Genomic DNA, 14,269 nt, shown 5'->3' on the forward strand with positions numbered 1-14,269 from the left:
GAGTCTAGCGGCGCGATCCCGGCGGGAGTTGCAGCAGGCCGGAGAGGGCAGGATCGGTGAGGGGGAGCAGGCTCTCGAGGGTGACGGACCGGGACCGTCCGGTGCGATCCGTCCACTGCACGCGCACCTGCACAGGTCGCAGCGGCGGCGTGACGGCCCCGGCCCCGGCCTCCGGCGCGCCCTCGTCGGCGCCGCGGCCCAGCGCGTCGGCCGCGGGCACCGCGCGGCCCGCGATGGCGAACTCGATGTCCGGTCCTTCCCATGACAGCGCGGGGGACGGGCCGCCTGGCTGCCAGCGCCAGCGCTCGAGTTCATTGTGGGCGAGGCGCAGGGCCTGATCCTGGTGGCGGGCCTCGTCTGCGGCCACGCGCAGCCGGGCCTGCAACGTCATGAGGGCCACCGCGCCGATGGACAGCAACACCAGCGCGACCAGCGCCTCGACGATCGTGAATCCGCTGCCGATACGGCGACGGGCGCCACCGGATCGAGGATGGCGAAGGGATCGGGCAAGGGATTGGGGAAGGCACTTCATCGTGTCGGTGTCCAGCCGCCAGGGACCGGTACGAAGCTGCCCATCTGTCGATGGATGCGGTAGAGGACGGCGGCGTCATGGATCAATTCGACCGAGCCCGCCTTGTCGACACGGGCATCGCTGACCACCGCCCCGCGCAGCGAGGTCGGCATGCCGGCAGGCGGGTGCCAGTCGACGCCGTCCCGCGCGTAGAGCACGCCTTGTGGATGGCCGGGAGCGGCGAGGTCCAGCCGCCCGTCGACGACCAGCACGAGCGGCGTGCCGTCGAGTGCCGACGCTGGCCATTGGGACAGGTGTGCGTCGCCGTCGATCCAGATCAGGCGGCGCCCGCGCGCCAGCGCCTGGGCGAGCGAGCCGTCGCAATCGCCACCGCAGCGCAGTCGGGTGATGGCGGGCTGGTCGCGATAGCGTCCCGGCGGATAACCGAAGACCCGGAGAAAGCTCCCCGGCCCCTCCACCAGGGCGGACGGAGGCGGCACGCGCAGGGCGCTGAGGAGCGCCAGATGCTGGGCGGACTCGGCCACGCCGATCGGGCCGTTGGAGACATCGTCGCAGTCCGCCCGGCGGTCGCTGCAGCCGCGTGCGATCAGCTTCAGTTGCCCCGGCCCACCCGCGTCGGCGAAGCGGATGCTGAACTGCGGTTGCGCTTCGCCGTCGGCGCGCGGTCCGCCCGCATCCGCGTTGCCGGAGGCGCCGCAGCGGCAGGACCAACGCAGGGGCCCGGAGTTCGCACAGGCCGGCGTTGCCGATGCGGCCGGTGCTGGCGACGCTGGCGCGGCTGGCGGCGAACCTGGCGCGTGATAGTAGCCATCGGCGCCGATCAGCAGGAATCGGCCGCGGAAGTCAGACGATGTCGCGCCGTCGACCGCTGGTCGAGCCGTCGCGGGCCGGCAGGCCTCGTCGATGGCGCCGCCGTTGAGCATGGCGACCGCCCAGGCCATGCCGGACTCGGCGGCCTCGGACGCCGTGGCGGCCCGCAGGTCGTTGGCCGCCACGCGCTGCGCCGTCGCCAACTGCCGCGCCGCCCAGGCGGCTCCGAGTGCCAGCACGCCCAGCAGCACCATGCACATCGCCAGCGTGCCGAGGCCTCGCTCGTTCCGCCGGGTCATGGGCAGGCTCCCGAGAGCGCGTGGTTGTGCAACTGGCTCAACAGTTCGAGGTGATGGCTGACGCGCGGGTCATGCACGGCCTCGGCATCGACGGTCAGGGTCACCAGGCGCGCGGACAGGGTCGGCGGGCAGGCGGCGCCACCAGCGCCGGAGCCGGAGGCACAGGCCGGGTCGCAGGCATCCTCCAACGGATACGCCTGCGACGAGAGTCGCACCTCCAGCCGCCGCACGCGCAGCAGGTCGGGATCCGTCAGCGGCTGGTAGCGGCCCGCGATCAACTGGTCGATCCGACCGTCGTTCAAGCGGAAGCCGGAGGTCTCGCGGACGCTCCCGCCGCCGGGGGCGCTCCCGTCCCGGGCGAAGCTGTAGGTCAGGCGCTGGCCGGCGTCCTCGACCGTGAGATCCGCGTAGGGATTGCGGACCGGCGCGTCGGTATCGTCCTGCCAGACGCCGTCCTGCGCACGGTCCCAGAACGCCGCGCGACGCAGGTCGCGCAGCAGGAGTTCGGCGGTGGCGCGCAGTTCCTGCTGGACCTGCAGTTCCAGCATCAGCCGGTGGTGCTCACCGAGCTGGACGCCCGCCATCGAGAACGCACCGGCGAGGAGCAGGAGGCCGATCGTCAGTCCGATCATGAATTCGACGAGCGTGAATCCTCGCGCGGATCCTCGTGTCGAACTGCGAATCAAGCCTTGGCAGAGGTGGTTCGTCATGCTTGCTCCATCACTGTGGCCAGCAGGCGTCTGCCTGCTCGACCCCTTGCTCGTCGAATCCGGTGGTGTAGACCGCGCCGAGTTCCAGCCGCAGCGTCAGCACGCGGCATCGACGGTCGGCGGACTGGCTGCCTTGCGCGACGGCCTCGGCCCGGTAGCGCGTGGCGTCGGCCTGGACGAGGCGCAGCCGATAAAGCCCGCCCTTCGTCGTCGCGGGCTGCTCGATGTCTTCGAGGCGGGCGGCGTATCGCGGGCTGCGCGAGCGGAAACGCTCCTGCGCGAGCTGGATCTCCTGCAATGCCTCGCGCGCCTCGGCGCGCCGGCCCTTCATGACCTGATCGCGGAAACCGGGGAGCGTCAGCGCCGCCAGCACGGCAACGATCGCCAGCACGGTCAGGATCTCGATCAACGAGAAACCGCGGCGGCCCAGTGGCTTGCCTTCTCGCATGGTCATTCGCTCGGTGGATCGCGGTGTGATGCGGGGCTTCATCGGCGGCTTCACCGACGACGGCGTCAGCGGCGTCATCAGCGGCGTCATGCGCACCTCGGCAGGCGGTTCAGCGCGCCATCGGGCGTGCAACTGCGCACGCGGCCCGTGATGCTCACGATGTGACGGACCGTGCCGATGCTGGCGATGCGGACCTCGACCGTGCCGCTGACCGATACGGTCCCCTGGCGTCCGCTGAACAGCATCGAGGGCACGTTGGCCGTGACCTCCGGCCGTCCCCGGTCTCGCACCCAGCGCGCCTGCTTGATCGCCTGCGCGTCGGCGCGGCAGGTGGGTGGCGCATCCAGGTGGCAGTCGCAGCCACCGGCGGCGCCGGTGTGCAGCACGTAGCAGCGGCCGCTGCCGCTGACGGCGGATTCATCGCCGCCGAAGCGCAGGCTCACGTTGCGCGAGCCCTGGATCGCCTCGCTGCGAGCCAGTTGAAGATCGCCGAGAACGGCCTGCGCGGCATTCGCGAGTCGCTGGCGCCAGAGCCAGTCGCGCAGGTCCGGCCCGGCGAGCAGGGCCACGAGCACGACCAGCGCGACGCTGACCAGCACCTCGATGAGGCCGATGCCGCGCGGGGCGGTGGGGCGATGGCAGGGGAATGGGGAAGCGGAGGGCTGCAAGGAAGATCTCCCGAAGAGTTGCCAGGAACTCTAGGGAGACGGCGGCCGTTGCGCTTCGCCTTCAGGAGGGGAAAGCCGGCCCGCTGAAGGGGGCCGGCTTTTGGGGGATGCGCGGGGGATGCGCCTGAAAAGTCCGTGAAGGCCGCGTCAATGACGCACGACTTCAGTGCCGCACACGCGCGGCGTCCCGCGACCTCAGATGTCTCGGATCAGCTGCCGGAACTCGTCGACGTCCTCGAACGAGCGGTACACCGAGGCGAAGCGCACGTAGGCGACCTTGTCGATGCGCTTGAGCTCGCGCATCACGTGCTCGCCCAGCTTGGTCGACGGGATCTCGCGCACGCCGGTGCTGAGCAGCTTCTCCTGGATGCGCTCCAGCGCCGCGTCGATCTGCTCGATGCTCACCGGCCGCTTGCGCAGCGCCAGCGTCATCGACGCGCGCAGCTTGCCCATGTCGAACTCGGCGCGCGTGCCGTCCTTCTTCACGACCATCGGCAGCGCGATGTCCGCGCGCTCGTAGGTCGTGAAGCGCTTGTCACAGGACTGGCAGCGACGGCGGCGACGCACCACGTCGCCTTCGTCGGACTCCCGGGTCTCCGACACCTGCGTGTCGCCGTGACCGCAGAACGGGCATCGCATGCGCCGCGGACTCCGCTCAGCGGTAGACCGGGAACTGACGCGTCAGCTCGGCCACCTGCTCGCGCACGCGGGCCAGATTGGCCTCGTCATGCGGGTTGTCCAGCACGTCGGCGATCAGGTGGGCGGTCTTGCGGACCTGCTCCTCCTTGAAGCCGCGCGTGGTCATCGCCGGCGTGCCCAGGCGGACGCCGCTGGTCACCATCGGCTTCTGCGGGTCGTTCGGGATGCCGTTCTTGTTGCAGGTCATGTGGGCCGCGCCCAGGATGGCCTCGGCTTCCTTGCCGGTCAGGTTCTTGGGGCGCAGGTCCACCAGCATCACGTGGCTCTGCGTGCCGCCGGAGACGATGCGCAGGCCGCGCTCGATCAGCGTGTCGGCCAGCACCTTGGCGTTGGCGACGACCTGCTGCTGGTAGGCCTTGAACTCGGGCGTCAGCGCTTCCTTGAAGGCCACCGCCTTGCCGGCGATCACGTGCATCAGCGGGCCGCCCTGGATGCCGGGGAAGATCGCCGAGTTGATCTTCTTGGCGATCGCTTCGTCGTTGGTCAGGATGATGCCGCCGCGCGGGCCGCGCAGGCTCTTGTGCGTCGTCGAGGTCACGACGTCGGCGTGCGGCAGCGGGTTCGGGTAGACGCCCGCGGCGATCAGGCCGGCGTAGTGCGCCATGTCGACCATGAAGTAGGCGCCGATCTCCTTGGCGATCTTGCCGAAGCGCTCGAAGTCGATGTGCAGCGAGTACGCCGACGCGCCCGCGATGATCAGCTTGGGCTTCTTCTCGCGCGCCAGCGCTTCCATCGCGTCGTAGTCGATCGCCTCCTTGGCGTCCAGGCCGTAGGAGATGACGTTGAACCACTTGCCGCTCATGTTCAGCGCCATGCCGTGGGTCAGGTGGCCGCCTTCGGCCAGGCTCATGCCCATGATGGTGTCGCCGGGCTGCAGCAGCGCGAAGAACACGCCCTGGTTGGCCTGCGAGCCGCTGTTGGGCTGCACGTTGGCGAACTCGGCGCCGTAGAGCTGCTTCAGGCGGTCGATCGCCAGCTGCTCGACGATGTCCACGTACTCGCAGCCGCCGTAGTAGCGCTTGCCGGGGTAGCCCTCGGCGTACTTGTTGGTCAGCTGGCTGCCCTGGGCTTCCATCACCGCCGGAGAGGTGTAGTTCTCCGAGGCGATCAGCTCGATGTGGTCTTCCTGGCGCCGGGTCTCCTGCTGGATGGCGGCGAAGACTTCGGCGTCGACGTTGGCGAGGGTCTGTTGGGTGCGGTCAAACATGATGATGTCGGCTCAAGGGTTGGCGCCGCCCGGCCGGCAACGCATCGGCGCGGTCGCCATTCTTCTGGAATGACAGCGACCCGGCGACGGAGGACGGAACGACGGCGGCCCAGGCGAACGGCACGGACAGCCAGGGAGATCCCCGGCCGTTCGCGCTTCCCGGTGGTGGCCCACCTCGGGCGACGCCTGTGCGGAGACCGATCCGTCTCCGGGCAGGGCGCCCTGATCGCCAGTTGCGCGAAGCCCGCAGTGTAGCCGCACCGTCGAGGGGCGCCGGGCATCTCGTGACATTGTTCCCACGGCAGAGGGGTCGCCGGCTTCGCCCAATGAGAAACGGGTTCCCGTGGAACCCGTTGATCGAGGTCGCGGAACGAGCGTTCAGCGCATGACGGCGGTCATGGCGACCTGCTCGCCGGTCGAGGCCGGCGCGGACGCCGGCTCGCGGATCGGACGCGGCGCCGAGGGGCTGACGTTGCGTCCCTGGGCGACGGCCTTCAGCAGGTCCTGCTCGGCCAGCACGCGCGAGGCGTAACCGGTGTCGTCGGGCAGGTTGGCGGCACCGACGTAGCGGCGCAGGCCTTCCTCGAGGCTCCCGGCGCGCTGGATGCACTCCTTGAGCACCTGCACGCCGACGCGCAGGTTGGTGACCGGGTCGAAGGCGGCCAGGTTGCCACCGAAGGCCTCGTACTTGTCGTCGTGGACGCGCGTCATCACCTGCATCAGGCCCTGGGCGCCGACGGCGCTCTGGGCGAACGGGTTGAAACCGGACTCGATCGCCATGATGGACAGGATCAGCGTCGGCTCGACACGGGCGCGCTGGCCGACTTCCCAGGCTTCCTTGACCAGGCGGCTGACCGGTTCCGGCGCGACGCGGTAGCGTCTGGCCAGGTAGTTGGCCACCAGCGCCTGCTGACGGGTGAGCTCCTTCGGATCCACCGCGGTGGCGCGGGTGATCGCGTCGGGCTCGGCCATCAGGGCGAGCACGTCGCCGGAGGCCTCGACGCGCGCCTCGTGGCGCGCATTGAGCCAACCCAGCACCTGGCCTTCCAGTTGCTGGCGCAGGTCGGCCTGGCTGGCGAAGACCAGCCCGACGGCGACGACGGCGAAGCCCACCAGGGCGAGCGTGTTGTGGCTGACGACCAGGAGGCCCTGGCCGATGTCCTTGACGAAAAGCACCAGGGCGGCTTGCGCCTGGCGGGGCAGGGATAGCAGGTCTGAACGCGCTGTCATGCGACTCCTTTCTCCGACCACGCCCGGTGTGTGTCTGGCGAGCCGCTCGAAGCGTTCACTCGCGGGACACCCACCTGGGGGTGGTGATAATGGGCCGGCTCGGGCGTCGTCGACGGCTCGGAGGGCTCTCAGAGGGCTCCGGGCTCTTGATGCGACAGACGGGCGATCCAGCGTCCATTGGCAGCACACCGGCTTCGCGTCCCACAGCGAAGACCGGGATAACCCTGGGGGTCAGGGCAGGGCGCGATTCTATGGATCAAAAATAACCCGTCAACCGTATGGGCCATGTTCTTAAATACTTTTGGTTATGAAGTACCGAGATCTGCGTGACTTTATGGGCGCTTTGGAGGCCATGGGCGAGCTGCGCCGCGTGGCCGAGCCGGTGTCTCCGGTGCTCGAGATGACGGCCGTCAGCGACCTGGTCCTCAAGGCGGAGGGCCCGGCGCTGCTGTTCGAACAGCCGACCGGCTACCGGATGCCGGTATTGGCGAACCTGTTCGGGACGCCGCGGCGCGTGGCGCTGGGCATGGGGGCCGAGTCGACCACCCAGTTGAGGGAGGTCGGCCAGCTGCTGGCGACGCTGAAGGAGCCGGAGCCGCCGCGCGGCCTGCGCGACGTGGGCAAGCTGGCGCAGATGGGCAAGGCGCTGTGGGACATGAAGCCGTCGCTGGTGAAGCGGCCGGCCTGTCAGGAGCAGGTGATCGAGGGCGACGACGTCGACCTGAAGCGGTTGCCGATCCAGACCTGCTGGCCCGGCGACGTCGGCCCGCTGCTGACCTGGGGGCTGGTGGTGACGCGGGGGCCGCAGAAGATCGCGAACCCGCGCCTGCGTCAGAACCTCGGTATCTATAGACAGCAGTTGATCGGCAAGCGGCAACTGATCATGCGCTGGCTGGCGCATCGCGGGGGTGCCCTGGATTTCCGCGACTTCGGCATCGCGAATCCGGGACAGCGGTTCCCCATCGCCGTGGCGCTCGGCGCCGACCCGGCGACGACGCTGGGCGCGGTGACGCCGGTGCCGGACACGCTGTCCGAATACCAGTTCGCCGGCCTGCTGCGCGGCTCGCGGACCGAGGTCGCCGACACGAACGTCGGCGAGGCCGGCCGCATGCTGCAGGTGCCGGCGACGGCGGAGATCGTGCTCGAGGGCCACATCCCGCCGGCGGCGCCGGGCTTCACCGGCCACAGCGAGGACGGCATCCCGCTGAAGGAGAAGGGCGGCTACCTGCACGCGCTGGAAGGTCCCTACGGCGACCACACCGGGTACTACAACGAGCAGGACTGGTTCCCCGTCTTCGAGGTGAACCGGATCACCCAGCGCGACGGCGCGATCTACCACTCGACCTACACCGGCAAGCCGCCCGACGAGCCGGCGGTCCTGGGCGTGGCGTTGAACGAGGTGTTCGTCCCCATCCTGCAGAAGCAGTTCCCGGAGATCGTCGACTTCTATCTGCCGCCTGAAGGCTGCAGCTACCGGATGGCGGTCATCTCGATCAAGAAGGCCTATCCGGGCCACGCCAAGCGGCTGATGTTCGGCCTGTGGAGCTACCTGCGCCAGTTCATGTACACGAAGTTCATCGTGATCGTGGACGAGGACGTCGACATCCGCAGTTGGCAGGACGTGATCTGGGCGATCACGACGCGCATGGACCCGGTGCGGGACACGACGCTGGTCGAGGGCACGCCGATCGACTACCTGGATTTCGCCTCGCCGGTCAGCGGGCTGGGCGGGAAGATGGGCCTGGACGCGACCAACAAGTGGCCGGGCGAGACGCCGCGCGAATGGGGCCGCGTGATCGAGATGCCGGCCGAGCAGAAAGCCCGTGCGGCGGATCTCTATCAGCGTTTGTTCGGGGGCTAGGAAATTACGGGTTCCCGGGCATCACGGCTTGAAAGGACCGGGAGGCGGACCTAAGGTTGTCTGGCCTTTCCGGCACTTCCTCTGGCGCAGTCTCTGCGCGCCAGGAGCCCTGCGGCAAATCGCCACGGAGCCCCAAAGGCGGCTGGTCCGCCCACCCCTTCCTCGTCCGGCACGCCCGGCGCGGAGGGGGTTTCTCTTTGGGCCGTCAATGACCGCCGACGTAGCCCAGCCATTCGTAACCCAGATAACGCGCCCGGGAGATGCCTTCCTGCGAGGGCAGCAGGTCGCGCCATTCGAACCCCGGCAGCGCCAGGCCGAGCGGCGCGGGGATCACCTCCACCTCCGCCGGCAGCGCCTCGCGGAAGGCCCGCAGCGCGCGGCGCATGTGCACGTCGTGCGTGACCAGCACGACGCGCCGGATCGGCTGCCCGCGCAGCAGCTCGGCGGTGAACTGAGCGTTTTCGCGCGTGTCGGTGGCGCGGTCTTCCTTGGCCGCGAGCGTGAAGCCGAATTCCTGCGCCGCGGTGCGTTCGGCGAGCGCTGCTTCGGTCATGCGTTCGTCCGAGGCGTCGCGTGGCGTGCCGCCGGTGAACATCAGCGGGATGCCGGTCCGTCGCGACAACCAGATCCCGTAGCGCAGCCGCTCGATCGACAGGGCCTTGAGCTGGGCGCCGCCGTATTCCGGCATCAGCTTGCGGGCGCCGCCGCCGAGCACGACGATGAGGGTCTCCTTGGGCGGGACGTCCTTCAGGCGCTCGACCCGCACCGCCTGCTGCGGCCCCAGCAGCCGGTCCTGCAGCCACAGCGCGCCGAGTTCGGTGCTGCCGACCCAGACGGCGATCAGCCCGGTCGCGAACAGCGCGCCGGAGAGCCAGCGGCGGCGGTGCCGCAGCCACCACGCGAGCAGCAGCAGCGGAAACGCGCCGGTGGGCGGCAGCAGGAAGGCCGCGACCGCATGTATCAGGTCGTTCATCGAGAGCCGGGGATGGGTGTCAGGTGTTGAGGCCCGCCAGCATAATCAGCTTCCTTGACGACTCGTCCGGGTTTTGCCGGCTGTTCCCGTGTTCTTCTCTGCTCTTCCCGTCTGGCCGCGACGCGCGCTGCGTGTGTTCGTGGGTCTGGTGCTCTTCGTCGTCGCGTTGCTGCTCGTGGCCTGGGTGGCGCTGCCGATGTGGATCGAGCGGGCGGGCGTGCGCATCGCTTCGGAGCAACTGGGGCGTCCCGTCACGCTGGGTGGGGCCAGCTTCACGCCGTGGCGGCTCGCGCTCACGCTGGACGAGCTGAAGATCGCCGGTCCGACGGCCGGCGCGCCGCCGCTGTTCGAGGTCCAGCGCGTGCGCACGGTGCTGTCGCCGCGATCGCTGTGGCATCTGGCGCCGGTGCTGTCGTCGCTGACGGTGGCGTCGCCGCGGGTGCGCGTCGCGTTGCTGCCCGATGGCAAGACCGATCTGGACGACATCGTCGCGAGGCTGGCCGCTTCGCCGAAGAAGACGCCGACGCCGGACGACGGCCCCGCCGAGGCGGCGCTCTACAACATCGAACTGACCGACGGCGAATTCCGCCTGGACGACCGCGGCGCCGGCATGGTCCACGAGCTGAAGGCGCTGCAGCTGGGCATTCCGTTCCTGTCGACGCTGGATGCGGACGTCGAGGTGCATGTGCAGCCGCGTCTGTCGGGACGCCTGAACGGCGTCGGCTTCCAGAGCGAGGGTCAGGTACAGCCCTTCGCCGATACGCGCAGCGCGAGCATGACGGTCAAGCTCGACGCGCTCGACCTGTCGGCGTACCGCGCCTACTGGCCCAAGGAGCTGCCGATGCGGCTGGCCAAGGGCCTGGTCGATTCGCAGCTGACGCTGGATTTCAAGCAGCCGCCGAAGCAGCCGCCCGAGGTCAAGCTCAGCGGCCGGACGTCGGTGCGCGAGCTGTCGCTGCAGCGGCGCGCGGACGCTGGATCGGACGGCAAGGCGGACAGTGATTGGGAGGACTGGCTGCGCTGGCAGACGCTGAGCGTCGAGCTGGCTGACGTGCAGCCGCTCAAGCGGCAGGTGCTGCTGGGCGCGGTGACGCTGAAGCAGCCGGAGCTGCTGATGGGCCGCGACGCGCAAGGCCGCTTGTGGCTGCCGGAGATGTCCGCGGGCTCCACGTCGGCATCCGCGACGCCGGCGCCGAAGGCCGTCGCCGCGTCGCCGAAGGCGGCGTCCTCCGATGCGGCGAAGACATCCGCCGCGGGCGCGGCGCCCTGGCGGGTCGGCGTGCAGCAACTGGCGCTGGAAGGCGGTCGCGTCGGCTGGACCGACCAGACGCTCCGTCCCGCGGCCCGATGGACGGTCGACGGCCTGACGGTCAAGGGCAGCGGACTGAGCTGGCCGTTGGCCGCGAAGGCTGCGCCGGTGGAGATCGCCGCGACGCTGTCGCCTGAAGGCGCGAAGACTCCGGCGGCGTTCAGTGGCAAGGGTGAGGTCGGCAAGGCCGGCATCGCGCTCGCCTGGGCGCTGAAGGATCTCGCGCTGGACGGCTTCGCGCCGTATCTGAAGGCGGCGACGCCGCTGTCGGTCCAGGGCCGCTTCGCCACGCAGGGTGCCGTGAGCGCGGGACCGGCGGGCGAGAACCTCAAGCTGTCGCTGAAGGCGCTCAGCCTCGACGACGTTCAACTCGCCGACGGCAAGAAGCCGGTGCTGGCGCTCAAGCAGTTGAGCCTCGACCAGGCGGAGCTCGCGCTGGACAGCCGCCAACTGACGGCCGGCCGGCTGGCGCTGGTGGCGCCGAAGGCGCAACTGGGCCGCGACAAGGCCGGCAAGTGGAGCTGGGACGCCTGGATGGGCGCCTCGGCCGCGTCGCACGCGGCGAGCGGGCAGGGCGCCGCAGTCGCCACAGGCGCAGCAACTGCCTCACGCCGACGCGAACCCGAAGGGCGCGGCGATCGCCTGACCTTGAGCGCGCCGGACCATCCCGAGCTGGCCGCTGCCAAAGCGGCGAACGATGCGCCGTGGACCGCGCAGATTGCCGAGATCGCCGTGGAAGGCGGCGAGGCAACCTTGCTCGATCTGGCGACGCATGTGCTCGACGACGAACCGGCCCGGCCGATCGGTGTTCAGGAACTGATGCTGAAGGTGTCCGGCATCGACTGGGACGGTCGGCAACTGCGCAAGCCGCTGCCCGTGCAACTGGCAGCGACGCTGCGCCGGCCCGACGCCACACGCCGCAACGCGCGCGAGGTGCCGAAGTTCCGTTGGGACGGTCAACTCGCGCTGACGCCGCTGACAGCCTCGGGACGCCTGAGCGCCGAGCACTTGCCGCTGCACTGGGTCGATCCCTACCTCGATCCGTCCATCGGCATCCACCTGCAGCGTGCCGAGGGGTCGATGCGCGGCGGCTTCGAGTTCACCGAGACGTCCAAGGGACCGTCGGTGCGCGCCGACGGCGAGTTGCTGATCTCCGACCTCCGGCTGCGCCAGGCGCGGCTGCAGGACGGCAGACGCCGTTCGGCCGAGGACCTGTTGAGCTGGCAGGGCCTGAAGCTCGGCGGGCTGCGAGTGGCGCTGGCGCCCGGCGGAGCGCCGGACGTGAAGATCCAGCAGGCCGTGCTGGACGAGTTCTACGCGCGCCTGATCATCAACGAGCAGGGCCGCCTCAACCTGCGCGACCTGAACCAGACCGAGCAGGGCCAGGCCGTGGCGGCCGTGGCAGGCACGTCGGCGGCGTCCGCGCCGGTGGCGGCGACGGTGGCTCGCGCGACGTCGGCGCCGACACCGGCGACGGCGCCGTCCGGCGCGGCGTCGGCCGGCACTGCGCCGGTAGTCGGCGCGGCCTCGTCCGCGGCCGGCGATCCGCCGCTGCGGCTCAGCATCGGCGAGACCCGCGTCAACGGCGGCAAGGTCGATTTCAACGACCGCTTCATCAAGCCCAACTACAGCGCCAACCTCAGCGAACTCACAGGGACGCTGGGCGCGTTCTCGGCCGGTTCGGCGGCGATGGCGCCGCTGCAGCTCAAGGGCAAGGTCGAGGGCACCGGCCTGCTCGACATCAGCGGCCAGTTGAACCCCAGCGGCGCGCCGCTGGCGCTGGACATCACCGCCAGCGCCACCGACATCGAGCTCGCGCCGCTGTCGCCGTATGCCGGCAAGTACGCGGGCTACGCGATCGAGCGCGGCAAGCTGTCCACACGGGTCCATTACCAGATCGAGCCCGGCGGTCGCCTGGAGGCCGACAACAAGATCGTGCTCAATCAGCTGACCTTCGGCGACCGCATCGACAGCCCCACGGCGACCCGGTTGCCGGTCAAGCTGGCGGTAGCGCTGCTCAAGGACAGCGACGGCGTCATCGACGTGAACCTGCCGGTCAGCGGCTCGCTCAACGATCCGGAGTTCAGCGTCGGCGGCCTGGTCGTGAAGCTCATCGTCAATCTGCTGACGAAGGCGCTGACGGCGCCGTTCTCGCTGCTGTCGGGCGGCGGCGGTGGCGCCGAGATGAGCCAGCTCGAGTTCAAGCCGGGCACGGCGGCGCTGCAGCCGGAGGCGGCGAAGAAGCTCGAACCGCTGACGAAGGTGCTGGCCGACAAGCCGGTGCTGCAGCTGAGCATCACGGGCTGGGTCGATCCCGACGCGGAACGCCGCGCGGCGCAGGGCGCCCGCCTGGAGGACGCGCTGATCGCCGAGCGTCGCCGTGAACTGCGGCGCGCGTCGGTCACGCAGGCGGTGAACGCGCCTGGCGCGGCCGCTTCGAGCAGTTCCGGCGCTTCGGGTGCGTCGGGCGTGTCCGGCACCGCCGACGCGGGCCCCGCGCCGATCGTGCTCGACGACGCGCAACGCGCGCGGCTGCTCAAGGTCGTCTACGACAACGCCAAGCTGCCCAACAAGCCGCGCAACCTGATCGGGCTGTCCAAGGACATCCCGGCGGCGCAGATGCGCGACTTGCTGATGGACAGCTACACCGTCACCGACGAGCAGCTGCGCGAGCTGGCCCTGCAGCGCGCGGTCGCCGTCCGCGACGCGTTGCTCGAGCGCGGTGTGCCGAATGCGCGCATGTTCCTCGCCTCGCCGAAGCTGCACGCGAAGGACGACGAGCGTGGCGGCGACAAGGACAAGCCCTGGTCGCCTCGCGTGGATCTGGCGCTGAGCGCACAGTAAGTCCGTGGCGCCAGGGCTTGATCGCCGATGATCCGCCCACAAGTGACCCGGCCGACCGATTCATGAGGACCTCGCCATGACCACCACCCCGAACCCCGTCCAACTCCAGCCCGGCGAGGACCTCATCACCCTCGGCGGCGGCTGCTTCTGGTGCACCGAGGCGGTGTTCCTGCGCGTCAAGGGCGTCCTCGGCGTGGAGTCCGGCTACACCAACGGGCCGCTCGCCAGCCCGAACTACGAGCAGGTCTGCTCCGGCACGACCGGTCATGCCGAGGTCGTGCGCGTGCGCTTCGATACCCAGGTCGTCAGCCTGGAGGATCTGCTGCAGGTCTTCTTCACCATCCACGACCCGACCACGCTGAACCGCCAGGGCGCCGACGTCGGCACCCAATACCGGTCCGGCATCTACTACACGCGGCCGGAGCAGCTCGGCGTGATCCGGCAGGTCGTCGACGAGGCCCAGCGCGCCCACGGCGGCAAGGTCGTCACCGAGGTCCAGCCCGAAGACAACTACTGGCCCGCCGAGGCCTATCACCAGGACTACTTCGCCAACCATCCGGAGCAGGGCTACTGCGCGTTCGTCGTCGCGCCCAAGGTCGACAAGTTCGCCAAGAAGTTCAAGGAACTGCTGAAGGACGAGGCGGCAGGCTGATGTCGGAAGCGGCGGGGGCGGCTGGCG

General features: G+C 69.9%; 12 protein-coding genes. 3 read left to right on the forward strand and 9 right to left on the reverse strand.

Going from position 1 to position 14,269, the window contains the following annotated elements; translation table 11 throughout:
- Positions 1–4: 4 nt before the first annotated feature.
- From AC1VNM_RS06055 to AC1VNM_RS06090, 8 genes are all read right to left on the reverse strand, one after another.
- Positions 5–532, reverse strand: coding sequence for a type IV pilus modification PilV family protein (locus tag AC1VNM_RS06055; RefSeq protein WP_483106213.1), 528 nt, complete (start codon positions 530–532; stop codon positions 5–7).
- Positions 529–1,641 carry a hypothetical protein gene (locus AC1VNM_RS06060; RefSeq protein ID WP_483106214.1) on the reverse strand — a complete coding sequence of 371 codons (1,113 nt, stop codon included), beginning with the start codon at positions 1,639–1,641 and terminating at the stop codon, positions 529–531. Before AC1VNM_RS06060 ends, AC1VNM_RS06055 begins: the two co-directional genes overlap by 4 nt.
- Entirely contained in the window at positions 1,638–2,351 is a 714-nt protein-coding gene (locus AC1VNM_RS06065; RefSeq protein ID WP_483106215.1) for a PulJ/GspJ family protein, read from the reverse strand. The genes AC1VNM_RS06060 and AC1VNM_RS06065 overlap by 4 nt, the downstream gene beginning before the upstream one ends.
- 10 nt (positions 2,352–2,361) lie before the next feature.
- Positions 2,362–2,889: a type IV pilin protein gene (locus tag AC1VNM_RS06070; protein WP_483106216.1), complete on the reverse strand. Its 528-nt coding sequence runs from the start codon at positions 2,887–2,889 to the stop codon at positions 2,362–2,364.
- A complete protein-coding gene (locus tag AC1VNM_RS06075) occupies positions 2,886–3,467 on the reverse strand; it encodes a GspH/FimT family pseudopilin (RefSeq protein ID WP_483106217.1) in 582 nt (193 codons plus the stop codon). The genes AC1VNM_RS06070 and AC1VNM_RS06075 overlap by 4 nt, the downstream gene beginning before the upstream one ends.
- Before the next feature lie 195 nt (positions 3,468–3,662).
- Positions 3,663–4,106 carry a transcriptional regulator NrdR gene (gene nrdR / locus AC1VNM_RS06080; RefSeq protein ID WP_067271194.1) on the reverse strand — a complete coding sequence of 148 codons (444 nt, stop codon included), beginning with the start codon at positions 4,104–4,106 and terminating at the stop codon, positions 3,663–3,665.
- Positions 4,107–4,122: 16 nt separating this feature from the next.
- On the reverse strand, positions 4,123–5,373 hold the full coding sequence (gene glyA, locus AC1VNM_RS06085; protein WP_377155318.1) for a serine hydroxymethyltransferase: 1,251 nt from the start codon (positions 5,371–5,373) through the stop codon (positions 4,123–4,125).
- Positions 5,374–5,751: 378 nt separating this feature from the next.
- Complete coding sequence (locus AC1VNM_RS06090) at positions 5,752–6,603, reverse strand: lytic transglycosylase domain-containing protein (RefSeq protein ID WP_431103340.1); 852 nt, start codon at positions 6,601–6,603, stop codon at positions 5,752–5,754.
- 307 nt (positions 6,604–6,910) lie between these two features.
- Between AC1VNM_RS06090 and AC1VNM_RS06095 the strand changes: the two genes are divergently transcribed.
- On the forward strand, positions 6,911–8,464 hold the full coding sequence (locus AC1VNM_RS06095) for a UbiD family decarboxylase domain-containing protein (protein WP_483106218.1): 1,554 nt from the start codon (positions 6,911–6,913) through the stop codon (positions 8,462–8,464).
- Positions 8,465–8,669: 205 nt separating this feature from the next.
- Here the strand turns inward: AC1VNM_RS06095 and AC1VNM_RS06100 are convergent, their stop codons facing one another.
- Positions 8,670–9,437 carry a YdcF family protein gene (locus tag AC1VNM_RS06100; protein WP_377155317.1) on the reverse strand — a complete coding sequence of 256 codons (768 nt, stop codon included), beginning with the start codon at positions 9,435–9,437 and terminating at the stop codon, positions 8,670–8,672.
- An 88-nt stretch (positions 9,438–9,525) separates the two neighbouring features.
- Here AC1VNM_RS06100 and AC1VNM_RS06105 point away from each other — a divergent pair, with 88 nt between their 5' ends.
- Positions 9,526–13,590 carry a DUF748 domain-containing protein gene (locus tag AC1VNM_RS06105; RefSeq protein ID WP_483106219.1) on the forward strand — a complete coding sequence of 1,355 codons (4,065 nt, stop codon included), beginning with the start codon at positions 9,526–9,528 and terminating at the stop codon, positions 13,588–13,590.
- A 76-nt stretch (positions 13,591–13,666) separates the two neighbouring features.
- The gene (gene msrA, locus AC1VNM_RS06110) at positions 13,667–14,242 is read left to right on the forward strand and encodes a peptide-methionine (S)-S-oxide reductase MsrA (RefSeq protein WP_377155315.1); all 576 of its coding nucleotides are present in this window, start codon (positions 13,667–13,669) and stop codon (positions 14,240–14,242) included.
- The last annotated feature ends 27 nt before the right edge of the window (positions 14,243–14,269 follow it).

This window comes from Mitsuaria sp. MSU3D (genome assembly GCF_056867975.1).

Bases quoted from the DNA above. Each gene is read 5' to 3' on its own strand.
- AC1VNM_RS06055 (WP_483106213.1), bottom strand. From the start codon at position 532: ATGAAGTGCCTTCCCCAATCCCTTGCCCGATCCCTTCGCCATCCTCGA.
- AC1VNM_RS06060 (WP_483106214.1), bottom strand. From the start codon at position 1,641: ATGACCCGGCGGAACGAGCGAGGCCTCGGCACGCTGGCGATGTGCATG.
- AC1VNM_RS06065 (WP_483106215.1), bottom strand. From the start codon at position 2,351: ATGACGAACCACCTCTGCCAAGGCTTGATTCGCAGTTCGACACGAGGA.
- AC1VNM_RS06070 (WP_483106216.1), bottom strand. From the start codon at position 2,889: ATGACGCCGCTGATGACGCCGCTGACGCCGTCGTCGGTGAAGCCGCCG.
- nrdR (WP_067271194.1), bottom strand. From the start codon at position 4,106: ATGCGATGCCCGTTCTGCGGTCACGGCGACACGCAGGTGTCGGAGACC.
- glyA (WP_377155318.1), bottom strand. From the start codon at position 5,373: ATGTTTGACCGCACCCAACAGACCCTCGCCAACGTCGACGCCGAAGTC.
- AC1VNM_RS06090 (WP_431103340.1), bottom strand. From the start codon at position 6,603: ATGACAGCGCGTTCAGACCTGCTATCCCTGCCCCGCCAGGCGCAAGCC.
- AC1VNM_RS06095 (WP_483106218.1), top strand. From the start codon at position 6,911: ATGAAGTACCGAGATCTGCGTGACTTTATGGGCGCTTTGGAGGCCATG.
- AC1VNM_RS06100 (WP_377155317.1), bottom strand. From the start codon at position 9,437: ATGAACGACCTGATACATGCGGTCGCGGCCTTCCTGCTGCCGCCCACC.
- msrA (WP_377155315.1), top strand. From the start codon at position 13,667: ATGACCACCACCCCGAACCCCGTCCAACTCCAGCCCGGCGAGGACCTC.